Source organism: Flavipsychrobacter stenotrophus, assembly GCF_002954265.1.
In the GTDB taxonomy this organism is placed as follows: Bacteria; Bacteroidota; Bacteroidia; order Chitinophagales; family Chitinophagaceae; genus Flavipsychrobacter; species Flavipsychrobacter stenotrophus.
Genome location: NZ_PPSL01000003.1, coordinates 751,704 through 775,509, shown reverse-complemented (window position 1 = coordinate 775,509; position 23,806 = coordinate 751,704). Strand labels below are relative to the sequence as shown.

The following is a 23,806-nucleotide window of genomic DNA, read 5'->3' as shown; positions in this document are numbered from 1 at the left end:
TGTATGTGTAACCGATGCTAATTAATGAGATTCTTCACCCGGACGAAGTGGTGTGGTCTGGCTGATGAAATCACCACCGTTACCGTCATCCTTGTAGTCATATGGCCAACGATATACATCAGGTATATCACCTTCCCAGTTACCATGACCAGGATTGATAGGTGTAGTCCACTCCAATGTTGTAGAACCCCATGGGTTCATTGTGGTTACCTTTCTGCCTCTGAACATAGAAGCGAAGAAGTTAACAACAAACAACAACTGAGCAAAGAACACAATGGTTGCAATGATACTGATGAATGCATTGATATCCTGGAAGTGTTTGAAAGTTTCCCAAGCAGAGAAATCATAGTAACGACGTGGCATACCAGCGATACCTTCGTAGTGCATTGGCCAGAATATGAGGTAAGCACCAACCAACGTAATGAAGAAGTGGATATAACCCAATGTGTTGTTCATGAAACGACCAAACATCTTAGGGAACCAGTGGTAGATACCCGCAAACATACCGAAGAACGCAGATACACCCATTACTATATGGAAGTGAGCGACAACGAAGTAAGTATCGTGCAAGTGAATATCGATAGCAGAGTTACCAAGGAACAAACCTGTAAGACCACCTGATATGAACAATGATACGAAACCAATAGCGAACAACATAGGAGGATTGAAACGAATATTACCTCTCCACATTGTAGTTAACCAGTTGAACACCTTTACCGCTGACGGAACCGCGATCAACAAAGTAAGCAATACGAATATTGAACCCAGGAACGGACTCATACCGGTAACGAACATATGGTGCGCCCAAACAAGGAATGCAAGCAATGTAATACCAATAAGAGAGATGATCATTGCGAAATAACCAAAGATAGGCTTGCGGCTGTGTGTAGACAATACTTCAGAAGCCATACCCATACCCGGCAACATGATGATGTAAACCTCAGGGTGACCCAGGAACCAGAACAAGTGCTGATAAAGGATAGCAGAACCACCGATGTGCGGCAATGCCTTACCACCAATGAATATCTCAGATAGGTAGAAGCTGGTACCGAAGTTACGATCGAAGATCAGCAACACAACACCTGAGAACAATACAGGGAAAGACAATACACCCAATACAGCTGTAAAGAACAATGCCCAGATAGTCAACGGCATACGGGTCATAGTCATACCCTTAGTACGCATGTTTAGGATGGTAGAGATGTAGTTAAGACCACCTAACAAAGAGGAAACAACAAACAAAGCCATACTCAACAACCATAGATCCATACCTAAACCTGAACCTAGAGAAGCTTCCTTAAGCGCACTCAAAGGAGGATAAGTAGTCCAACCACCAGATGCAGGGCCCGTCTCTACGAACAAAGAAACAAGCATTATGATACTGGACGCAAAGAAGAACCAGTAAGAAAGCATGTTCATGAAAGGAGATGCCATATCACGCGCACCTATCTGAATAGGGATAAGCAAGTTGGCAAACGTACCACTAAGACCGGCCGTTAGTACGAAGAATACAAGGATGGTACCGTGCATGGTAACCAATGCATAATAGAATTCAGGAGTCAGTTTACCACCTTTAGCCCAGTCACCAAGGAATTTTTCCATGATAGGAAAGGTAGAATCAGGGAAACCTAATTGCAGACGGAAGAATACTGACATAAGCGCTCCTATAACGGCCCAGATCATACCGGTAACCAGGAATTGCTTAGAGATCATTTTGTGATCCTGACTGAAAATATACTTCCAGATAAAATGTTGTTCGTGATGTTCATGACCGTGATGCTCTGCACCTGCACTGTGCGCTACATTTGGTCCTTCAATTATAATTCCGGCGTTATTCATCTTTGCACTATTTTTTTAAAATTTGGCTATTAGCTATTATTCAATAGCCGATTATTTCATCGATACTGCTTTCATGTTACTATCTGCTTTGGTTGCACCTGCAGGAGCCGCTGGTGCCGCAGGAGCAGGATTACTTTCAGCATAATAAGTCTGCTGCTCAGACATCCACTTGTCGTATTCAGCCTGCGTTTCTACTATGATAGTACCGCGCATTGAATAGTGACCTTTACCGCACATCTGATCGCAAGATATTTCGTAAACAAAGTTTGGATTACCTGTGATACGCTTCATTGAATCAGTAGTGATAGTTGGTTTGAACCATAACGTAGTAGTGATACCAGGTACAGCATCCATCTTCAAACGGAAGTGAGACAAACCCACATCATGGATAACATCACGTGATCCTATAAGCAGCTTTACAGCTTTGCCAACCACACAATGCAATTCACCTTTCTGTGAAATGATATCATCGCTATTGTGAGGATCTGTCCAATCAAGACCCAATACATTGGTCGCGTCGTTGATCTTACGGAAATCTCTTTTACCCAACTCATTGTCTTTACCAGGGTAGCGAACCAACCAGTTGAATTGTTTACCAACTATTTCTACCACCGTAGCTTCTGCCGGAGCCGGCGAAGTAACAGCAGCCCAGTTTCTCAAACCAATAGCTACAAGTATAGCCATCGCGATAGCGGGGATCGTTGTCCAGATCAACTCCAACTTGTTGCTGTGTGCGAAATAAAATGATTTGCTCTTTTCGGTAGTCTGATAGCGGAATGCGAACCAGAACAAAACCGCCTGAGTAGCAAAAAACACCAAACCCGTTACTACCAGCGTAGTAAAGAACATAGAATCATACTTAACGCCATTCTCACATGCAGCAACAGGCAACATCAACGGTTTGAAATATTCATTACACTTCCAGATACCGTAAAGGCCAAGAATAAAAAACGCTACAAGCATCCAGCCGATAACCCGGTTGGTCTTATACTTAACAACTTCCTGGCCACGCATCGCTGCAGCGTATTCGCTGGCCTTTCCTATCTGGTAGATGATGATAAAAACCAGAATTACTAATAGTATCGTTATAAATCCCGACATGGTCGTTCCGCTTATTTTCTAATTAATATTGTTATTCCTGATCAAAAATTACTGCTCTTATGCAATGTGTACTGCTGTCTCTTTCAACAGTATGCTATTGTTCTGTATCAACGATGATTTAGATAGTGTACGTGATACTAAGAAGATCAATATACCTACAAAACCCATGAAAGTACCTATCTCATACCAGTTGATGTGCCAGTGCTCACCCAATGGACCAGGCATAATCATCTGGAAGAAATCTAACCAGTGACCGAAGATGATAACCATTGCCATGAAGGTAACAGTGAAGTAGTTACGCTTGCTAGGACGAGCCATCAAGATCAATATTGGCATACAGAAGTTGATGATGAAGTTAGCATAGAATATAACACTGTAAGGACCATGCTGACGAAGTTTGAAGTAAACTGTTTCATCAGGGATATTGGCATACCAGATCAACATGTACTGTGCGAACCAGAGGTATGTCCAGAAGATAGAGAATGCAAACATAAACTTACCCAGATCATGCATGTGCTCCTTAGTTACTAATTGTAGGTTACCTTGATTCTTTAGGTAAACAACCCAAAGCATGATCAGCGACATACCGCTTACGAAAGCACTTGCGAAGTTGTACCAGCTAAACAAAGTAGAATACCAGTGTGCCTGTACACTCATTACCCATAACCATGGAATAGTGCTCATCTGAGACAAACCATATACTATAAGGAATACACCAGACAGGCGGAATACTTTCCAATAGATCTTAGTATCATTCTTAGGAGCACTTTCCTGAGCTATAGAATAAGAACGGAACTTGTTACCAAAGAAACCCCATAAAGCAACAGTAGCTACAGAGAAACCGATGAACATTGTTGGATTCAAAAATGCTTTTTTGCCTAACAATATCTTATCCGTACCAGGAGTAACCCAAGGATAGATAGTATTAACACCATGAGAATCTTTGAAACCGAAAATGATACAAAGAGTAACTATCAAGGCAATAGTACCGAATATCCATGCGTTTGCGCCAATTGCTTCAGGCACCCTGCGGTAAGCCGTAAGCCATGCACCCTGTGCCAGCGATACAGCCGCCTGTACGAAAATACTTACGCCTGTAATAAAGGTGAAAAATACACTGTCATGGAGCAATACAGCCCAGAAGCGTGTCTTGTCCATATCATTACCCGAAAGCAACATTACGGCACCCATTATCAGCGTCAGCACACCTACGCCTATCAGCGCTAAGCTGGTATTCCTTAATCGGGCAGGTATCTCAAAACGATCATTCATTGTATGCAACTTTTAATATAATACTATAGAAAATTGTTTATTTCATTTTGTTTTCGGCGATCTTCTTGCCGTCTGTCTTAGGTTCTGCTTTTGCAGTTGCTGAGTCAGCTTTTGGTGCTGTAGCAGTTCCTTCACCGAATGCAAATGCATCACCACCATTTTCAGACTGTACTTTCTTTATGTAAGCGATAACCATCCAACGCTGATGAGGATCTAACTGGCTAGCATATGAACCCATCATGTTCTTACCATACTTAATAGCTGCGTACATCTGTCCAACAGGCATGTGCAGATATTTAGCATCTTTCAGGTTAGCCGGCATTGCTGCAAACTTACCGCTGGCGTACAATGGACCATTACCATCCAAAGCTGTACCATGGCAGATACCACAATATATATTGAACAATCTTCCACCTTCCTTCATTTCATCTGCATTGAACTTTGCAGTTGTAGTGAAAGATTTATAGCCAACAGAATCTCCTTCCATCAGGTGATCAGGCATTGCATGACCACGAGCGATAGCACCTGCAACCGGGGGACGGCTGGTAAGGCTATCCTTAAAGTTAGGATTAGCTGTATATGCATCGTAGGCACGGGAATAAGTCATATCAGGTGCATAGATGTGACCCGGGGTACGGCGCAGATTGCCTGAGTCGCACGAAGCCAATCCAAGGGTTATCCCCAGGCCTGCTACTACTATGCTTTTAATCTTGTTCATAATCTAAGTAAAATTCGAATTTCAAAAAATAAAGTGTCGGTAACCTAAATACTGACTACTTAATTAAGCATTCAATGCTTCGTACTCTTCTTTCTTATCCCAACGGCCATACCACCAGCTTTCTTCTGCCATCTGTATAGAAGTTTCTTTTGCTCCTGTAGATTTCAGAAATGCGATAGCATCAGCTTCTGAAGTATGATTGTTCAACTCTAAAGTAAGAATGAACAGATCATCGCTCTGGCGCGGATGGAAAACGTGTTTCTTAACACCCGGCATTATCTGGTTGAGATAGCAGAAAGTAAGCACCATTCCTACCGCGGCAAACAATACTGTCAACTCGAAAGTGATCGGTATCCAGGCCGGAAGTGAAAAGTGTGGTTTACCACCGTAATTGATCTTCCAGTCTATTGTATATATCCATGAGATAAAACCTACTGCTGTAGATGTACCACACAAACCATATATAAAACCGGCAATGTGCAAATCAGTTTCCTTCAATCCCATAGCCACATCAAGACCGTGAACCGGGAAAGGAGTGTAAACATCATGCATTTTGTAACCGCTGCGACGAACCTTACTTACTGCAGGAAATAATACATCCTCATCATCGTAAGCCGCTACCGCAAATTTCTTTATAGCCATTTTAAAAAACTTAAAACTAAAAACTAAAAATTTTAAACGTTCTGACCCGCAGGCCTTCCTGATTAGTGATGAGCAGGTTCGTGATGCTCTTCATCGTGGTGGCTTGTAACCATCTCAATGAACGATTCACTTGATTGCTCTTCGTACTTAGCCATACCTCTCTTGTAGTTGTCGCCAGATGTCTTAAGAACAAACTTAATTTCTGCAACCGCAATAACAGGGAAATATTTAGCGAACAGGAAGTAACATGTAAAGAACAAACCGAACGTACCCAGGTAGAAACCAACCTCAGGCCATGTTGGGCTGTAGTATGCCCAGCTACCAGGAATCCAGTCACGGTAAGTAGAGGTTACGATGATAACGAAACGCTCGAACCACATACCGATATTCACCACGATAGACATAATGAAGGTAAACGGAATGTTACGACGAAGCTTCTTTACCCAGAACAACTGCGGAGATACTACGTTGCAGGTCATCATCGCCCAGTAGCTCCACCAGTATGGACCTAAGATACGCCATTGGAACGCTGCCATTTCACCCCATGACTGACTGTACCATGCAATGAACAACTCAGTAAGGTAAGCGATACCAACTATAGAACCTGTTAACACGATTACTTTATTCATCGCTTCAAGGTGACCGATAGTAATATACTCTTCAAGATGAAGGATCTTACGGGTAATAACCAACAGGGTGTTCACCATCGCGAAGCCTGAGAATACCGCACCCGCAACGAAGTATGGAGGGAAGATGGTAGTATGCCATCCCGGAATAACTGAAGTAGCAAAGTCAAAAGATACGATCGTGTGTACAGAAAGTACCAGTGGAGTAGACAAACCAGCCAATACAAGCGCTAATGCTTCCTGGCGCTGCCAGTTCTTAGCTGTACCTGTCCAACCGAATGATGCGAAACCGTACATCATTTTGCGGAAGTTTGTTTTAGCGCGGTCACGAACCAGAGCGAAATCCGGGATCAAACCTGAGTACCAGAACAACAAAGACACTGTGAAGTAAGTAGAGATCGCGAATACGTCCCAAAGGAGCGGAGAATCGAAGTTAGGCCAAAGCGGACCACGTGAGTTAGGCAAAGGCAATACGAAGAATGCATCCCAAACACGACCCATGTGCCATATCGGGAACTGACCCGCACACATTACCGCGAAGATTGTCATCGCTTCCGCTGCTCTGTTTACCCCTGTACGCCATCCCTGACGGAAGAGCAACAAGATCGCAGAGATCAATGTACCCGCGTGACCAATACCTACCCACCATACGAAGTTGGTGATATCCCAACCCCAACCGATGGTACGGTTAACGCCCCAGGTACCTAAGCCCCAGTATACCGCCCATGACACCGAAAAAACGCCATAGGCCAGTAAAGCCAGTGCAAAGAAAAAGCCCACATACCACATGCGGCCCGGTTTTCCTTCAATAGGCCGTATGATATCTTCCGATACCTGATGGTAATCTTTGTCTCCATCTACAAGTGGCTCCCTTACAAAAGATTCGTACTTAATATGCATAGCACGTAATTAGTATTTTAACAGTGAAGTAATAATGCAACTGCCTTACCACCTCTTCTTAATCTATATAAAAAAAACTATTTCCTAAACTCTTATTCTCTGTTAACCCCTGATTAGATGTGATCTTCCAGGAAACCATCCTTGATGTTCTTAGGATCGTTCTCTTTACCTGAATGTAACTCTTCTGTGTTACGGATCTTAGCAAGGTAGTTAACGTTTGGCAATGTGTGGATGTGCTCCAGTACATAGAACAGACGTTCTGCATGTTCCTGCTTGCGCACCTTGTAAATGTTACTTTCCTTATCATTCACGTTACCAAAAGTGATCGCATCTGAAGGGCAAGCCTGCTGGCAAGCTGTGCGCGCTTCACCATCCTTCATAGGACGACCAAGCTTCTTAGCTGCCAACTTAGCATCCTGTAAACGCTGAACGCAGAAAGTACATTTCTCCATTACACCACGGCTACGAACCGTAACATCAGGATTCAATACCATGCGGGTCAGATCATCATTGATATCATCACGACGGTAATCTTCGAATGCGTTATCAGCGAAAGCATCAGCACCATTCCAGTCCATCCAGTTGAAGTGACGTACTTTGTAAGGGCAGTTATTAGCGCAATACTTAGTACCAATGCAACGGTTGTAAGCCATCTGGTTCAAACCTTCACTGCTATGGTTGGTTGCAGACACGGGACAAACGTTCTCACAAGGAGCATTATCGCAATGCTGGCAAAGCATAGGCTGGAATACGGTCTGGATAGAATCCGGATTATCAGGCATACCACTGAAGTAACGGTCGATACGGATCCAGTGCATTTCATGCGACTTCATTACATGCTCTTTACCAACTACAGAAACGTTGTTTTCTGCCTGGCAACCTATGATACATGCACCACAACCTGTACAGCTGTTAAGATCTATAGAAAGACCCCACTTCAAACCATTGTATTCGTAATTATCATAAAGAGTACCTTCTGTGCGATATGATTCGTCCAGCTTGGCATCCATTACTTTTTCCTCTTCACTTTCCTTACCTTCTTCAGTAAGCAAAGGCTGTGCGAACTCACCTACTTCCTTATAACGCTCCTTCAACAGGATCTTAGGATCTTTTTCGAACTCTTCAAGAGTGAACTCATGAATGATCGGGCGAGCTTCGTAGCTATTGTGAGTCTGTGTTACCGCTACTTCAAACAGTTGATCTGTCATAGTAACCGTAGCTGCAGAAGCACCTTCAAAGTTTACACCGTTGTATGATGCGAAAGGATAAGCATTTCTGCCACCCATACCTGTAGCGCTATCGCTTGCACCTGCACGGCCTACGTTAAGGCCACGGCCATAACCTACAGCTATTGCAACTACATCGTTATGCATACCCGGTACTACTATCAAAGGAAGGTTAACTGAGTAGTTAGCACCCTTAACTGTAATAACGTGTTTCTTAGGTTCTACTTCATTGATACCGGTCAGTTCAGCACCCATTTCTCTTGCTTTCTTAGGAGATACGCAAGCGTAATTGTCCCAGGTAGCGCGAGTGATCGGATCCGGCATTTCCAGCAACCATGGGTTATTACTCCATGCACCACCATGGCCGATGGCTACCTTCTGGTAGATCATCACTTCCATGCCTGCACCTGCTTTCTTACCGTTTATTTTTGCAATAGCATCATTTACATTACCTGCAAATGCAGCACCACCTATTGGCATATCACCGGCCGGCTCAATAACGCCGTCCTGCAATGCTTTTTCAAAATTTGCCTGGCTACCCAGTTTGTTAGTCCAGTATGTTTTCCAGAAATCTTCGAAACGGGTAGTGTTACCAGCCCATGTCATCAATGAATCCTGGAATGAACGCGTCTTGAACAATGGAGCGATACCCGGCTGCATCAGGCTGATGTAGTTAGGCTTTGGCTCAGCATCACCCCAGCTTTCCAGGTAGTGATGATCAGGTACAAGGAACTTACACTTTTCAGCGGTTTCGTCCATGCGCTCTGCGAAAGAAACGGTCAATGGAACTTTTGCAAGACCATCAGCAAATTTCTTACCGTCGAAGTACTCATAAACAGGGTTTGCACCGTGGATGAATACAGAACCAACCTGTCCTGCAGCCATAGCCTCTGTCAATGCTACCATTTCGCTATCTATACCCTGCCTTAAATTGCTGGTAGTGGTCCAGTTAACAGTAGTACCGTTAGCACCTATTTTATCATTGATCGCATTGATAACGATCTGTACGTTTACATCGTTTGATCCGCAAACTACCATACCGTTGCCCTTCTTCAGATCAGCAGCTGCCTTAGCTACCATTTCGGTAAGCTTAGCACTTGGTAAAGCTACTTTTGCACCACCTGTCACTTCATTATAAAGAGCGGTAGCAACAAGGCCCATTTCAGATGGACGGCAAGTAGCCCTGTTATCTGCAGCAGCACCGGTGATAGTGTGGTTAGACTCTACCTGGTAGTGCTTAGATATTTTGAAGTTCTTTGCGCTTACCTTACGGCCTCGTGCATAGCTCTTAGCGAATTCAACAGGAGATAACCATGTACCAAGGAAATCAGCACCCAAACTAACAATAGTCTGCGCCTTATCGAAATGGTAAGTAGGTAATGTGCGCTTGCCGTAGCTTGCTTCGTTAGCCTGCAGCATACCTGAATATGATATGGCATCATAAACAACATGCTTTACATTAGGATACTTAGCGAGGAACTGAGCAATAATCTCTTTTGTAGAAAGGCTGAGTATTGAATTGGTAAGGAGGTAACCCGGCTTAGTACCGATACCTTCTTTCACCATCTTATCAATAGCTTCGAATGTAGATTCTACGTTCTTCATTCCCTTGCCATCAGCGGCAGGAGAACCCGGGAAACGCAAACGAGCCTTATCATAAAGGTTCAATACAGAAGCCTGTACTCTTGCTGAAGAACCACCCCTTGTGATAGATGACATTTCATTGCCCTCTACTTTAATAGGACGACCATCACGCGTTTTGATGATAACAGCGCAATAATCGCCACCATCAACAAACGTAGATGCGTAATAGTTAGGTACACCAGGCGTGATATCCTCAGGCTTGATAGCATAAGGAATAGCTTTACGCACCGGCATTTCGCAGCTCGATACCACAGTAGCGGCAAGCGTGCTGAAACCCAGGAACTTCAAAAAGTCGCGGCGGGGAGTAGAGGCGCCAAGAACGGTTTCGCTCAGGTCGAACGGAAGCTCTTCCTTGAACTCGTTTTGTGCTAATTCCTGATGAGCAGCAGGATTATTTAACTCTTCCAGACCCGTCCAATATTGTTTTTGAGACATATATTTATTCAAAATTCAAAGTCAAAACTTAAGATCAGTAAAATCAGTACTTACTGTACCTGTATCCTACCAACTATATATTATGCGTAATCAAAAATCTAAATTAGTAGTGGCACTTCTGGCACTCTGTACCGCCCAGTTCTTCAACTGTTACACCTGTACGCTTACCAGACTTGATCTCTTCACGATACTTAGCGAATATGCTGTAGTAATCATTATCGAATTTAACCTGTGTCTGACGGTGACAGTTGATACACCAGCCCATTGACAATGGAGCGAACTGGTAAACTTCATCCATTTCAGTGATCTCTCCGTGGCAACGCTGGCACTGTACCTGGCCTACTTTCACGTGCTGTGAGTGATTGAAATAAACGTGGTCAGGAAGATTGTGGATCTTAACCCACTTGATCGGTGTTGCAGCAATGCTGCCATCAGCGTTCAACTTGTATTTCTTAGCTACCGGATCCCATCCTGCATATTCGTACAACTTCTTGATCTCTTCAGTACCGTTGATTACCTTACCTTCTGCGGTCTTCAATGGCATATCCTTTTCGCCTGTGTACTCATTGATCTGTTTGTGACAGTTCATACACACATTAGATGAAGGAATCATACCCTGACGGCTCTTTTCAGCACCTGCGTGGCAATACAGACAGTTGATCTGGTTGATACCTGCGTGAACTTTGTGAGAGTAGAATATTGGTTGAATAGGACGGTAGTTCTGCTGGCGACCTTCGTTGATAGCACCGTTTACTAACCAGTAACCAGCCATTATGAATGCTACGATAGCAACCATTGCTATAACAACCTTATTTCTGTAAAGCGGAACTTCTTTTTCGTTGATGATGCCTTCCTTATCGTTAGCAGCCCGGCTCAATGCCTGGTTGGCTTTCCAAAGAATAACTACCAATACTAGAAGAGACAAAGTGATGATAACGTACAGATAACCATTGCTATCTGCAGAACCTTCAGACTGAGCACCTGTACCGCCGGCAGTAGGAGCAGCAGAAGGTGTAACTGAGTTTACATAAGCAAATATGGCATCGATCTCCTCATTTTTCAACTGAGGAAATGCAGTCATCGCTGCTTTGTTGAACTTGTTATACATTTCAACAGCCATCTTATCGCCACTTGCGATAACGGCAGCTGAGTTATGTACCCAGTTGTAACCCCATTCCTTACTAGGGAAGGTAGCATTGATACCCTTCAGTGCAGGACCTGTCGCATCCTTCAACGGATTGTGACATGAAGCACAGTTTGACTGGAATAAAGCCTTTCCATCAGGAGCAGCGGTTGCTGTGTTGCTGAACAGGATCAGAGCGTATATTACTGCGAGAGCAGTACGGGAGGATATACGAAACAGTTGCAATATTGATTCTGGCACGTGTATAAATTTGAAAATTAACTTTCCTTTATATTGAAGCGAGGGCAAAACTACAACACAATGCTGAAACTTAAAACACATTTCGTAAAAAATTTTTGTCAGTATTGGCGCGGGTTTCAGCCCTTTTTTATTAATTTTTATTTTTGCAATGTCATTTTATTGTCAGGAAAAAAAATAAAAATGACATTTAGCTAACAAACATCAGGCCACCATCACCCCGATTTATTCCCAATTATGAAAAGCATTGTGTTTAATTTTTACTTCACAAAAGTAAACAGAACAAGCCATGCAACTCTATTCTTTTAAGCTATAGAGTGTTACGTTAACCGGTATAGTATTGGGAAATTCTATTGAAATGATCAGGACTCCTTAACCGGGAAGGTAATTGTGAATGTACTGCCCTTTCCGGGAGCACTTTCCACTCTTATTTTACCATCATGTGCATCAACAATGGCTTTTACATAGCTAAGGCCCAACCCGAAGCCCTTCACATTGTGCAGATTGCCGGTATGGGCCCTGAAAAAGCGCTCAAATATGCGCGATTGGGTCTCTTTATCCATACCAATACCATTGTCTTTGATTTTTATAGCCAGGGCACCTGTGCTGGTATTCAGTGTTTCCACCTCTATGTATGGTGCCTTTGTAGAGTATTTCATGGCATTATCCAACAGGTTGAAGATGATGTTGGAGAAATGGACGTCATCGGCCTCTATCTTGTTGTTGGTGGCGTTCAGCTTCAGGTTCAGTGCGCCATTTTTCTCCTGTATCTGTAGTGCAAGGTTATCGGTAACCTTGTTGATCACCTGTCTTACATCCAGCTCCTGCAGGTTTAGTTTCAACTCTTCTTTTTCAAGGCGGGCAGCCTGCAGAATCTTCTCTACCTGCTTATTCATGCGCTTATTCTCCTCCTTTATCATGCCGCTATACAGCTTTATCTTGTCTGTATCATGTATCACCTTTTCATTGGTGAGGGCATCTATGGCCAGAGAAATGGTGGCCAGCGGGGTTTTCAGCTCATGGGTCATGTTATTGATAAAGTCCGACTTTATCTCAGATATATTCTTCTGATTGAGCAATGTACGCACGGTAAGTGCAAATGCCAGTATGATGATACAGGTGAAGACAATGGACGCTACGATCATCCACCACATCTCCCCTATCACCTGGTTTTTGTTCTCTTTTATGTTCAGAAACAGTGTTTCTCGCCCGCGTATGGCATCTTTGGGGGCCAACTCTATCATGTGGTCTTTATGCATGTCAGACACATGAAACCCGTCTGACTGGTAGATGATGTTCCTGAAAATATTGGTTACGCCGTACTCATACTTATACTTAATGTTATTCTGCTCCAATGCCTTGTCAATGCTCTCTTTCAACTCTTCGTTGGTAAAATTGCCCAGCACCGCAAATTCGTTCCTCAGCTTGTTTTCCTTGCTTTCTTCATTGAAAAAGTTCTCCCCGCTCTTCATCAGGTACTTGCTGTACAGGCTCTCCCGCACTTTCACCATGGCACTCTCTACCCCACGTTCAAATTCATCGTGCTTGAGCGCAATTGCATTATTGATCCACGACATCTGGATGAACAGGATACCAATTACAGAAAGCGAGATAAGGACGACTATTAAGGGGAATATTCTTTTCATGCAGAACAAATATAATAAAGTATAAAGGTCGTCAAATTGTGCCATACATTTTTTATATGCTCTTTAACCTTTGCACGCCATTAAGTTCATGGGTGAAAAAATGAGTATTTTGCTGCTTTAAACCAGATAAATGAATAAACAAGCCATCTCTTTTGTCCTCGTTGCTTTATTGCTTTCTTCACAAGTATTTGCAAAACAAAATAGGATAGTATTGAAAACGCCATTCGAGGAAAGTGACGGCAAAGAGTCCGCTACCTGGAGTGAAGCAATTGATTTCTACAAAAAACTCGACGCATGTAGCGAACAAATAAGTATGGAAATTGCCGGCAAAACCGATGGTGGCTACCCGCTACATGTAGTGTATTATGCTGTTGACGGCGATTTCAACAAAGCACACTGGCATAGAGATGGCAAGGTGATCATACTCATTAACAACGGCATACATGCTGGCGAACCCGATGGCGTTGATGCCAGTATGATGATGATGCGCGATGTAGCAAATGGATATTTCATCCCTGGGAATGTAATACTTGCGGTAATACCAGTTTATAATGTAGGCGGTTTTTTAAACAGGGGCAGCTATAGCCGTGCCAGCCAGAACGGACCCGCCAGCTATGGCTTCAGGGGGAATGCGCAAAACCTGGATCTGAACCGCGACTTCATAAAGTGTGACGCCGCAGAAACACGAAGCCTTGAAAAACTATTCACACTACTCGATCCTGATATATTTATAGACAACCACGTTAGCGATGGCGCTGATTACCAACACGTGATGACACTGTTGCCTACACAACATGATAAACTGGGTGGTAAGACAGGGGAATTTATGTACAAAACCTTCACACCCCTTATCTACAAAGACATGAAGACGGCTGGTTATGACCTTGTGCCCTACGTAAATGATTTTGATAACACACCCATGAATGGCTGGCGCGAATTTATAGAGCCTCCCCGCTTTGCAAGTGGCTACGCTGCGCTTTTTCAGACCATTGCCTACGTGCCCGAAACGCATATGTTGAAACCCTTTAAAGAACGGGTATTAGCAACTTACGACCTAATGAGAAGGATGTCGTGGGAAGCAGGTGAGAATGCCTCAAAGATCAAAGCTGTAAGAGCCGCCGACAGAACAGAACTTGCAGTACAAAAAGAGTTCCCACTAGACTGGAAGGTAGATACAAGTCGATCTGATAAGGTGACCTTCAAAGGTTATATGGCCGGCCATAAAACAAGTGAGGTTTCGGGGCAGCCTCGCCTGTATTACGACCGTAATAAGCCTTTTACCAAACAGGTGCCTTTTTACGATCACTTTATTGCTTCAAAGACAGTAACAGCCCCCAAAGCATACATTATACCGCGGGCATGGACACCGGTTATCAGCAGGCTGAAAAGGAACGGTGTAGAAATGAGTAAACTGCTATCTGATACAACCATCACGGTAACCGCCTACCACATTGACAATTATGAGACCGGGCCTAAACCCTATGAAAAACACTACCTCCATAAAAACATACAGGTAACGCCCTCTACTGTAAAAATGAAATTAAGCAAGGGCGACTATCTCATAAAACTCAATCAACCTGCCAAACGCTATATCATAGAAACACTGGAACCAAGCGCCCCCGATGGCTTCTTTGCATGGAATTTCTTTGATGGCATTCTGCAGCAAAAAGAATATTTCAGCGACTATGTTTTTGAAGACCGGGCTGCAGAAATGCTTAAAGAGGATGCAAACCTAAAGCGCTTACTGGACGAAAAAAGACTGCAAGACACCGCCTTCGCCAAAAACGGTGCTGCCCAACTCGATTTTGTTTATCGCCACTCGCAATACATGGAGCCAGGTTATATGCGCTACCCGGTTTACAGGATAGAGAATTAAGTTAAAACTCAAAAGTGAAAAGCAAAAACTTGATCCTTCTTTTACTGCACACCTGTGTCAGATTTGACAACTTTATAAAAAGTTGTCAAATCTCTGAACCAATGTCTTTGTCAACCCACTATTAACCACTTTTAGGTGTTCACTTTTGCCTTTTGACTTAGCTAACATCAAACCACACCTTTTCCTCATTATCCCAGTCGCCGTTGTAGTTGATGGTTAGTTCTTCACCTTCGGCAATGGCTCTTGCAGTCTGTATGTACATGGTATTGTTGTCATAATCCATGAAGTATTCGCAATTAGACGCATATGAGTGATTATACAACGGCACCCAACCCAATGCCATGCAGCACATTTTGGCCCCATCGGGCTGCCATTCAAAAATATAATCGTGCAGGAGGGTATCATCGAGTTTCTGACGGTCTTCGTTGCTCATGACTATAACCGGCGATGATTCAATGACAAGATCGGCTTCCAGGGCTGCTTTTGTGAATACTCCCCTGCCTTTTTTATCGGTATCGGCAAAGTATAAGTGTGGATTTATCATGGCCTGAGAGACTAAAAACCATATTGATTAATAAAATAATGGTTTTTTTGGTTGCTTTTTATATTTTTACAACCCTAAAGGTAAATATATGAAGTTGTTCAAAAGTCTGAAAATTTGTTTTACAGTTGTTTTACTGAGCTCACCTCTTTTCAGTCTTGCACAATATAAGTTCCCCATCAGGTCGTTTTCGAGCTACCTTAAGGATGCAAGCCGCTGGGAAATTGGCGGTACAGGTGTTCTCGGTTGGGGCACTTTCAACGGAACTACGCGCATTACCGGATATAATAATCAATTCATTGCAGACAGCACGCTTAAAAGAGGTGTAAAATCCAATTTTGGCTTTGGTGCTGTTGTTGGTATTGCGGTGCCTATAGCGGCTACCGGCCATATCAGTGTTTGGGCTTTGTCTATGAATGCCATGGTCAACATGACATCGTGGAGTGCACTTAACCAAACCAAGAGCCTTGATGGCGCATACACTACCCCATCGCCTAATGAAGTAAAAGCAAGCACCCTACAGATAGCATTACCTGTAGGTATTGACTGGAAAATAGGTGCTGACGCCATTAACTCAAAGCGCCTGTATTTTGGTATGGCACTGGGCGGTGGTGTTATGCCACACGTCAATGTTACAACGTTGGATCCAAGTGCCGCAGATGGCGCAACTATCACCCAGCAGAGCATTGGTTTCAATCCTTACGTAAAGGCAGAAGCATCTATGTTCCCGGGTATGTTGATAAAGGTAAGAGTGTTGTATACAATGGGTAATGTAGAATTGATGAACACCAAACGGGACATCCCCGGTTATAACGACGGTCCATTCAAATTGACCAACAACTCTAACCTGATGTTCTCTCTTATCTTCCAGCCATTCTCTGTAAGATGGAACGAAAGATCATGGCACAACACATACGATACTTACAACTGGAACGAACACCTAAACTAATATTTTACAAAGACATTTTTTAAGAGCAGCTACTTAGGTGGCTGCTTTTTTGTTGCGAGTGAATTACTCTTCCCAATCTTCGTCGGCCATTGCATCTCCGCACAATACCTACATACCACGATATAACCTTACACAACACGAACAGTACCACCCACCGGCTTTAGAGATGCAATTGTGTGTCTCTACCAGAAGCATTGTTGTTGTTGTTGTTGTTGTTGTTACAGTGCTAGAGACGCATAATTGCGTCTCTACATAACACCTACATTACACAGCTTTGGGTTGTCTCCACAGCGGGTCGCACTATTGCCGGATGATTTACAATCCACAACACACAAAAAAAGAGTCCAGCCACCGGCTGAACTCTTCAAAAAAATTATCCAAATTATCTAATTACATTCTTTCAATAACCACTGCGCTTGCGCCGCCGCCGCCATTGCAGATACCTGCTGCACCATACTTAGCGCCTTTCTGCTGCAACACGTTTACAAGCGTAGTGATGATACGAGCACCACTGCAACCCAACGGGTGACCGATAGACACTGCACCACCATTCACGTTAACCTGCTCTGGCTTAAGACCCATCTTCTGCATGTTTACGATACCTACAGTACTGAAGGCTTCGTTCAACTCATAATACTGGATATCTTCCATCTTCAGACCAGCCTTGGCTACTGCCTTAGGCACTGCCAATGATGGGGTTGTAGTGAACCACTCAGGAGCCTGTTCAGCATCTGCATAACCTATTATTTTAGCCAATGGCTTAAGGCCCAGGGCTTCCATCTTTTCTTTGCTGATCAATACCAGTGCAGCTGCGCCGTCGTTCATGGTGCTGCTGTTGGCTGCTGTAGCGGTACCTTCTTTACCAAAGGCGCCACGCAGGCCGGGTATCTTGTCAAACTTTACATTGAATGGCTCTTCATCTTTGCTGAAGATGATCGGATCGCCCTTCTTGTTAGGTATTTCTACAGGCACTATTTCATTTTCAAACAGGCCCGTGTTAACTGCATTCTGACTACGCTTATAGCTTTCAATTGCAAAAGCATCCTGGTCTTCGCGGCTTATGTTGCACTCCTTAGCGCACATGTCAGCAGCATTACCCATAGCATAGTTATGATACACATCTGTAAGACCATCCTTAGCCAATCCATCTATCATTGTAACATTACCATACTTGCTACCCCAGCGCATAGTATCGCTGTAGAAAGGAACATTGCTCATGCTCTCCATACCACCTGCAACAACTACATCATTATCGCCCAGCATGATGCTCTGCGCACCCTGCATAACAGCTTTCATACCGCTGGCACAAACCTTATTTACAGTAGTAGCAGGTACATTGTCAGGCAGACCGGAAAACTTACTTGCCTGACGTGCAGGAGCCTGACCCAGGTTGGCCTGCAATACGCAGCCCATGATCACCTCATTCACCTCAGTGCCGGCTACACCAGCCTTATCTAAAGCACCTTTAATAGCAATAGCACCCAGCTTAGTTGCAGAAAAATCTTTCAACGAACCGCCCCAGCTACCCAGTGGTGTGCGCACGGCCGATACTATATATACTTCTTTCATAAGTTTTTTTTGAGTGCCGCAAAGGTAAGAAAAAGAATGGGATAGGGGAAATGGTCACCTATTACCTTTATATGTTTTCAAAAAAACCCTTGTGCTTGATGAATTTTATAATGAGTAGTATTTCATTTCCCAGTAAATTCCATCCAACATTACCATTATTGGCGTTTTGATTTATTCTATGCCAAAACGAATTCGAGTCTGACAATTGGAAATATTCGCCATTTTTATACCTATTGAGTGTTGACCATACTATTGGAATTTCAGTTGTAAATGATAGGAAATTTATTTGAGGTCGCAGTATGTCTACATCATTGGTTGAGTGCATTTTTGTATTAAAAGCAGAATCTTCGTTGGTTAGTTCTTTCCGAGCGATGTGAGACAAAATAGCCATAGACTTTATTATGGTAATGCTGTTTTTAGTCCCAACACTTCTGTTTTTCTTCATCAAGATCTCAATAGCTTTTTTCAAATTTTCAATACCGCCAAATGTTATAGATAGGATGTAAATTACTTTTAGAAAACTATAAAGTTCATAGTTAACTTCCATCAAAGGATTTATGATGAAGAGGTCACTTAACTGATAGTCCTGATCGTAATATTTCTGTAAATTTGAATGCAAGTGCGTTGCTGGAAGTACTTTTGAAAACCGGATATCGTAATTTTTTTTTAAATTTCGCATTTTTAGAAGATCCAATTCGAAAAAGCTATTTAATATAGTTATTAAAACGGCCTTCCCATCTTCATCAAGGTTTTGGCTTAGAATTGGTTGACCTTCACAGAATGCTATAATTGCAGAAAGAATAGAAAAGTCAAATGGGACGTATGTGTAGTATTTCTCAATATACCCTTCGAAGTCTGAATTAGGCCCATACCTATATTCAAAAAGGTGTTTAATATTTTCAATATCGCAAACCGCAATAACTCTTTGAAAACCGAACTTGTTGCTATCGAAGTGATTATTATGAGCACTCAGGATATTTAATATTCTGAAAATGTGATCAGGGTCAAGTCTATCCAAATCATCAATAACAATGACACATTCCTTCTTAGTTATTTTGGCGACAATTTCTACTGAACTTCTTATGATTTGAGTAACTAGGTCGTCTTCATAAATTGAGCCTTTAATCTGGGTATGTTTATCGATGTGGTCTGCTAGTTTTTTGTAAGGCGATTTTGTTTCTTCCTCAATGCCTTTTTCAAAAGCAGCATAGTTGTCCAAGACTTGTTTCAGTTCCTTTGAAATGTCTACTTCGGTATGTTTTTCTGCTTGTTTTGAAACTCTTTCTATAAGATTTGCAACGATATTGCCAGTACTATTATAAAGGTATGTGCTCAACATTAAACCTTTAGAAAATTTCTCCTCATCTTCAATGATCAGATATTTTTTGAGCAATTCTTTAGCAATGTCAATTTTGATCCATTCAAAAATATCCTGATTGGCACCAACGACGTAATCAACCGGAGATATCCAGAAGAGATTGTATTTATCCGCATTCTGTTTAAAATATTCTCTCAGGAAATGTGACTTGCCAGTGCCGAACTTTCCAGAAAATAAAATCCGGTTGTTATTCTCTAGTTTTAGATGTTCGTCAAATCTTTTCTGCGGGGTTTCTATGCTTATTTCCATAGTAATGCTTGTTTACAATAAAGATAATTTGATTTTACTATCGTTTGTTGCAAATTATCAACCCACCCAACACGGTCTTTGCGAGGAACGAAGCAATCTAGCATCCGGCCGCTTGCACACATGCCGACACTAGACCGCTTTATGTGGCCTCGGGAATCATAGCCCATCATTTAATCACATAAATCACGGTTCAGACAAGAGTCACTAAAACTTCTCCCAGCTATGCAGCGGATCAGGACCGCGGGAGCAACCATTTGCTTCGGGCAATTTGGTGGTTGTAATGAGGATACCACATTTCTGGCATTGATAATGAGTAGGACCGGCCGTAGCTATTTTGAACCAGTGATGGTTAGGGCCTTTTTTAGTGTGAGGACAACCCGCGGCATCGGGTGTGTCTAAAGATTCTTCTACGGCATCGCATTGATTACAATTGTACCAATAACTACTGACCACAGTTTCTCCAATACTGCTTACTGTATCACTTACCTTTTCGGCCGATTTTGATATACCCCCTGCTATTTGTTTCCTCAATATAAAACCCAGCAGACCCGCCACCGCCACACTCAGCAGGACAATGATCATGGTATTGCTGCTCTTGCCTTTTGCAGGTGCTGCTTCTTCAGCTTCGTCTTTCAGGTATTGTGTAGACACATATCCATCCGATCCGCTGAACGAAACTTTCCCCCACGTACCTTTTATGTCTGTCACCTCTATTGTTGTGCCGTCTTTAATGGTACCCAACATCTCATAGTTAGTACCCGCGCCAGATCTTACATTCACATCCTGCGTGGTCACATAAGGTTTAGCATTAAGGTACAGTGCACACAGTAAAACAATAACAATAGCTAAAATTCTTGCCTTCATAAGTATTTATATATTTTGCTAACTACAAGGTTGAATACAAATATAATTGCCCCGGCGTAAATAATTACAGTGCATCTGCACTTTTCGTATATTTATTGTACTAATTACCACACTATGCACAAACACATCATTATCCTTTCCACATTCCTCCTGCTGGCACTTGGTGCAGCAGCACAGCCCTATGGCGATACCGCCAGAGCCAAGCAGGCCAGTCATCACCCCGAAATGAGTAGACCCGGCTGGCGGGTGCAACTAGGATATATAGATACGCTGGTAGCCACCCGTCAACAGTTTTTAGACAATATGGAGGTAGGTCTGAGGCTGGCCGGAGATTATCCGCCCGGTGTGGCGATAACCGAATACACTATTTCATGGCTGCAAAAAGGCGGCGACTATCACACCGGTATACAGGTAAAAAAGGGTGGCCGCGTGCCTGTAAGCGTTTTTAAAGGTAACCATGTTGATGATGTAAAGGCCGGCGACAGGGTATTTATAGAAGGCATAAAGGCAAAGGTCAATGGCCTGAAACGTACGCTCAATTCTGTAGTGCTGCGCATTATTTAACCTCAAAAGCACTGTATGGTCAGGTTCCTGTTGCTTTGTCTATTCTTTTTCCTCACCGCACTTACAGCTATTGCGCAGCCCGGCTACGTTCAGCCGGGCTCTTCAAGTGATACCGGCTTTGTAAAAGGCGATACCATTCGTGCACGTACAGCTCGCCATCATACCGAGGATACTGCCACCCAACTGCGGGTGCAACTGGGGTATATAGATGTAGATAGTGCAACTGTACAACAGATAATGGATAATATGGCAGTGGGTATTAGGGTGGTGAGGTTTGGTAATTATAAGGTGGTGCGTTTCACGGTGAGCATTATGTCACCAGGTAGAGACTTTGTTCCGGGCAAGTTCATAAACCGTAGTCGACCGCGTTACTCAGATTTCGATGGTTGGTATAAGTTAAGTTTCATACGGCCGGGAGACAAACTGATCATAGATGCCTCTGTGCAACGCGATGGTGCCGATTATAAATTGGGCATTAGGGGACCATCAATTAGGGTGGTGCGCTAAGCCTTAATAAGGACTCAAAAAACATATCCACACAAAATAACCTACCTCAAACCCTTTCTCACAGCTCATTTCAGCAGATTTTTTCGCAAATTTTGTGGATATGTTTATTTTATAGATCCATCTCTGCATATTAATTTGCACTCCATTCAGTACATATTACTGAATGCTCTTTGACATATGAACCCTTATCTCACACCAGCCCAAGAATACATCGTAGGGGCTGAACATCTTCAGCCTTGCACCAACAAACTAAAGAAATAGTTTAGCGAAACTACTGCGAAAAACTGCAGAAAAACTGCAGAAAAACTGCGGAAAACTGCGGAAACTGGTGGTTTTCGAAACGCTCCGAAACCCCTTCCCAATAAAGCATACACAGGAAACGCACCAAAAAAAACTGCCGGAAACACAAAAAAACCACCACTGTCGAAAACATGGCTAAAATACCTTACTGTACGTAGAGACGCAAGATTTTGCGTCTCCACAGCGACTGAACAGATACTGATATATAAAACGAAGCTTAACGAATCTCTGATTCCCGTTACCAAAAAACACGACACCAATCGGGCACGATATTGAGAATTACATAACACACTCTCCTCCTTTTGAAGGTGCCGGCCACGGCACGAGCGCAGCTCTGTACCCCAATAATTCGGCTTCTTCAGTCGAATTATTGGGGGGAGGTGGTTATCTGCATGTCATGGAAACAGTAACCCTACATTGAGCGATCTCTGATTCCCGTTACCAAAAAAAACACGACACCAATCGGGCACGATCGGGCATGACTCAAAACCGTAACTATATGAAAAACAATAAATTACACCAATCCCATGCCCGATTTAGAATTTCATTTCCATCGGGCATCAGGAAAATCTTTCAATCCTACGCTGAGCGAAGTCTCTGACTTCGTTCGACCGGTAGGGAATCTCTGATTCCCGTTACCAAAAAAACACGACACCCATCGGGCACAATCGGGCATGGCCAAAAACCACAACTATATGAAAAACAATACATTACACCAATCCCATGCCCGATTTAGAATTTCATTTCCATCGGGCATTATCTGAAATTTCAAACTGATCATCCTTCGATCCTGTCATCAGGCGCATCAAGGTTCAGACAAATAAAATATCTTTATCCCTCCAACCCCCAACTACACATGCACAAATTATCCATACTCATTGTCGCCCTCTTCCTCAGCTTTGCAGCTACCGCACAACCCTATGGCAATGCCGACAGGGCGCGTGAACAGGCGGCCAAAACCGATGCCGACCTGCCCAACCCTATTATAAGGCTCGGATATATAGAAGAAGACAATGCAACACTACAGGCATTTATGGATAACCTTGAAGTCGGCCTGCGTGCTGCCGGTTTCCCCGATAGTAAGATCATCAGTTACTCAATTACTATATATCCCAAAGGCCAGGATCTGCGCAGCAGCCAGGTAATAAAGGGAGCCAAATTGCCCCGGGAGATCTTTAATGAACTGCACATGGAGGCGTTAAAGAAGGGTGATGTAGTGTTATTCGAAAATTTAAAACTGGAAAATACCCGACATACGTACCGCAGAATGAACGATTTTGAGATAAAGATAATGTAGTGTGGCTAGTCCCTGCATGTATAAATTGTCGAACTACTTATTTACATAAATTGCAGTGCCCCACGCGGCAGCGTGGACGGAGTTCTCCCTCTCCCCTTGGAGAGGGCCGGGGTGAGGCTTAACAAAGACACCTACCCCCACCCAAACTAAACACCCCCACAAGCATGTCTTTAATAGAAATACACTGGCGTTATTAAAACTAAAGTAACATTAATATAATGTAGAATTATTTCTGTAATTTTATTAGCTTTACCGATTGAAACCGCCTATCAGGTTTAAAAT

18 protein-coding genes are annotated in these 23,806 nt (G+C 43.1%); 5 read left to right on the top strand and 13 right to left on the bottom strand.

Features of this window, described 5'->3' with window-relative positions; translation table 11 throughout:
- Window positions 1-21 precede the first annotated feature (21 nt).
- From CJD36_RS13305 to CJD36_RS13265, 9 genes are all read right to left on the bottom strand, one after another.
- Window positions 22-1,839 (bottom strand): cytochrome c oxidase subunit I, encoded by a 1,818-nt coding sequence (locus CJD36_RS13305; RefSeq protein WP_105039669.1) that lies wholly within the window; start codon window positions 1,837-1,839, stop codon window positions 22-24.
- A gap of 51 nt (window positions 1,840-1,890) precedes the next feature.
- The gene (locus CJD36_RS13300; protein WP_105039668.1) at window positions 1,891-2,940 is read right to left on the bottom strand and encodes a cytochrome c oxidase subunit II; all 1,050 of its coding nucleotides are present in this window, start codon (window positions 2,938-2,940) and stop codon (window positions 1,891-1,893) included.
- Between the two features lie 57 nt (window positions 2,941-2,997).
- The gene (locus tag CJD36_RS13295; RefSeq protein WP_105039667.1) at window positions 2,998-4,212 is read right to left on the bottom strand and encodes a quinol:cytochrome C oxidoreductase; all 1,215 of its coding nucleotides are present in this window, start codon (window positions 4,210-4,212) and stop codon (window positions 2,998-3,000) included.
- 37 nt (window positions 4,213-4,249) lie between these two features.
- A complete protein-coding gene (locus CJD36_RS13290) occupies window positions 4,250-4,930 on the bottom strand; it encodes a c-type cytochrome (protein WP_105039666.1) in 681 nt (226 codons plus the stop codon).
- A 63-nt stretch (window positions 4,931-4,993) separates the two neighbouring features.
- Entirely contained in the window at window positions 4,994-5,572 is a 579-nt protein-coding gene (locus CJD36_RS13285; RefSeq protein WP_105039665.1) for a DUF3341 domain-containing protein, read from the bottom strand.
- 62 nt (window positions 5,573-5,634) lie between these two features.
- The gene (nrfD, locus tag CJD36_RS13280; protein WP_105039664.1) at window positions 5,635-7,098 is read right to left on the bottom strand and encodes an NrfD/PsrC family molybdoenzyme membrane anchor subunit; all 1,464 of its coding nucleotides are present in this window, start codon (window positions 7,096-7,098) and stop codon (window positions 5,635-5,637) included.
- 113 nt (window positions 7,099-7,211) lie between these two features.
- On the bottom strand, window positions 7,212-10,403 hold the full coding sequence (locus tag CJD36_RS13275; RefSeq protein ID WP_105039663.1) for a TAT-variant-translocated molybdopterin oxidoreductase: 3,192 nt from the start codon (window positions 10,401-10,403) through the stop codon (window positions 7,212-7,214).
- A gap of 103 nt (window positions 10,404-10,506) precedes the next feature.
- Window positions 10,507-11,787 (bottom strand): c-type cytochrome, encoded by a 1,281-nt coding sequence (locus tag CJD36_RS13270; protein WP_240609346.1) that lies wholly within the window; start codon window positions 11,785-11,787, stop codon window positions 10,507-10,509.
- 359 nt (window positions 11,788-12,146) lie between these two features.
- Window positions 12,147-13,430 carry a sensor histidine kinase gene (locus CJD36_RS13265; protein ID WP_161499307.1) on the bottom strand — a complete coding sequence of 428 codons (1,284 nt, stop codon included), beginning with the start codon at window positions 13,428-13,430 and terminating at the stop codon, window positions 12,147-12,149.
- A gap of 130 nt (window positions 13,431-13,560) precedes the next feature.
- Here CJD36_RS13265 and CJD36_RS13260 point away from each other — a divergent pair, with 130 nt between their 5' ends.
- Entirely contained in the window at window positions 13,561-15,306 is a 1,746-nt protein-coding gene (locus CJD36_RS13260) for a M14 family metallopeptidase (protein WP_105039660.1), read from the top strand.
- A 157-nt stretch (window positions 15,307-15,463) separates the two neighbouring features.
- Here the strand turns inward: CJD36_RS13260 and CJD36_RS13255 are convergent, their stop codons facing one another.
- Entirely contained in the window at window positions 15,464-15,850 is a 387-nt protein-coding gene (locus CJD36_RS13255; protein ID WP_105039659.1) for an SET domain-containing protein, read from the bottom strand.
- An 88-nt stretch (window positions 15,851-15,938) separates the two neighbouring features.
- Here CJD36_RS13255 and CJD36_RS13250 point away from each other — a divergent pair, with 88 nt between their 5' ends.
- Window positions 15,939-16,796, top strand: a complete 858-nt coding sequence (locus CJD36_RS13250; protein ID WP_105039658.1) for a hypothetical protein — start codon at window positions 15,939-15,941, stop codon at window positions 16,794-16,796.
- A gap of 390 nt (window positions 16,797-17,186) precedes the next feature.
- Here CJD36_RS13250 and CJD36_RS13245 read toward each other — a convergent pair whose 3' ends face one another.
- The 3 genes from CJD36_RS13245 to CJD36_RS13235 form a co-directional block, all read right to left on the bottom strand.
- On the bottom strand, window positions 17,187-18,365 hold the full coding sequence (locus tag CJD36_RS13245; RefSeq protein ID WP_105039657.1) for an acetyl-CoA C-acyltransferase: 1,179 nt from the start codon (window positions 18,363-18,365) through the stop codon (window positions 17,187-17,189).
- 67 nt (window positions 18,366-18,432) lie between these two features.
- Window positions 18,433-19,992 (bottom strand): P-loop NTPase fold protein, encoded by a 1,560-nt coding sequence (locus CJD36_RS13240; protein ID WP_105039656.1) that lies wholly within the window; start codon window positions 19,990-19,992, stop codon window positions 18,433-18,435.
- A 204-nt stretch (window positions 19,993-20,196) separates the two neighbouring features.
- On the bottom strand, window positions 20,197-20,856 hold the full coding sequence (locus CJD36_RS13235; RefSeq protein WP_105039655.1) for an SH3 domain-containing protein: 660 nt from the start codon (window positions 20,854-20,856) through the stop codon (window positions 20,197-20,199).
- Between the two features lie 114 nt (window positions 20,857-20,970).
- On the opposite strand from CJD36_RS13235, the gene CJD36_RS13230 reads away from it, so the two are divergent.
- The 3 genes from CJD36_RS13230 (at window position 20,971) to CJD36_RS13220 (ending at window position 23,524) form a co-directional block, all read left to right on the top strand.
- Window positions 20,971-21,420 carry a hypothetical protein gene (locus CJD36_RS13230; protein WP_105039654.1) on the top strand — a complete coding sequence of 150 codons (450 nt, stop codon included), beginning with the start codon at window positions 20,971-20,973 and terminating at the stop codon, window positions 21,418-21,420.
- Window positions 21,421-21,435: 15 nt separating this feature from the next.
- A complete protein-coding gene (locus tag CJD36_RS13225) occupies window positions 21,436-21,927 on the top strand; it encodes a hypothetical protein (RefSeq protein WP_105039653.1) in 492 nt (163 codons plus the stop codon).
- A gap of 1,156 nt (window positions 21,928-23,083) precedes the next feature.
- Window positions 23,084-23,524, top strand: coding sequence for a hypothetical protein (locus CJD36_RS13220; protein ID WP_105039652.1), 441 nt, complete (start codon window positions 23,084-23,086; stop codon window positions 23,522-23,524).
- Window positions 23,525-23,806 lie beyond the last annotated feature (282 nt).

Excerpts from the sequence above, each read along its gene's own strand:
- CJD36_RS13225 (WP_105039653.1), top strand. The coding sequence starts at position 21,436 with ATGGTCAGGTTCCTGTTGCTTTGTCTATTCTTTTTCCTCACCGCACTT.
- CJD36_RS13220 (WP_105039652.1), top strand. The coding sequence starts at position 23,084 with ATGCACAAATTATCCATACTCATTGTCGCCCTCTTCCTCAGCTTTGCA.
- CJD36_RS13295 (WP_105039667.1), bottom strand. The coding sequence starts at position 4,212 with ATGAATGATCGTTTTGAGATACCTGCCCGATTAAGGAATACCAGCTTA.
- CJD36_RS13240 (WP_105039656.1), bottom strand. The coding sequence starts at position 19,992 with ATGGAAATAAGCATAGAAACCCCGCAGAAAAGATTTGACGAACATCTA.
- CJD36_RS13230 (WP_105039654.1), top strand. The coding sequence starts at position 20,971 with ATGCACAAACACATCATTATCCTTTCCACATTCCTCCTGCTGGCACTT.
- CJD36_RS13245 (WP_105039657.1), bottom strand. The coding sequence starts at position 18,365 with ATGAAAGAAGTATATATAGTATCGGCCGTGCGCACACCACTGGGTAGC.
- CJD36_RS13275 (WP_105039663.1), bottom strand. The coding sequence starts at position 10,403 with ATGTCTCAAAAACAATATTGGACGGGTCTGGAAGAGTTAAATAATCCT.
- nrfD (WP_105039664.1), bottom strand. The coding sequence starts at position 7,098 with ATGCATATTAAGTACGAATCTTTTGTAAGGGAGCCACTTGTAGATGGA.
- CJD36_RS13300 (WP_105039668.1), bottom strand. The coding sequence starts at position 2,940 with ATGTCGGGATTTATAACGATACTATTAGTAATTCTGGTTTTTATCATC.
- CJD36_RS13285 (WP_105039665.1), bottom strand. The coding sequence starts at position 5,572 with ATGGCTATAAAGAAATTTGCGGTAGCGGCTTACGATGATGAGGATGTA.
- CJD36_RS13265 (WP_161499307.1), bottom strand. The coding sequence starts at position 13,430 with ATGAAAAGAATATTCCCCTTAATAGTCGTCCTTATCTCGCTTTCTGTA.
- CJD36_RS13260 (WP_105039660.1), top strand. The coding sequence starts at position 13,561 with ATGAATAAACAAGCCATCTCTTTTGTCCTCGTTGCTTTATTGCTTTCT.
- CJD36_RS13255 (WP_105039659.1), bottom strand. The coding sequence starts at position 15,850 with ATGATAAATCCACACTTATACTTTGCCGATACCGATAAAAAAGGCAGG.
- CJD36_RS13305 (WP_105039669.1), bottom strand. The coding sequence starts at position 1,839 with ATGAATAACGCCGGAATTATAATTGAAGGACCAAATGTAGCGCACAGT.
- CJD36_RS13250 (WP_105039658.1), top strand. The coding sequence starts at position 15,939 with ATGAAGTTGTTCAAAAGTCTGAAAATTTGTTTTACAGTTGTTTTACTG.
- CJD36_RS13235 (WP_105039655.1), bottom strand. The coding sequence starts at position 20,856 with ATGAAGGCAAGAATTTTAGCTATTGTTATTGTTTTACTGTGTGCACTG.
- CJD36_RS13290 (WP_105039666.1), bottom strand. The coding sequence starts at position 4,930 with ATGAACAAGATTAAAAGCATAGTAGTAGCAGGCCTGGGGATAACCCTT.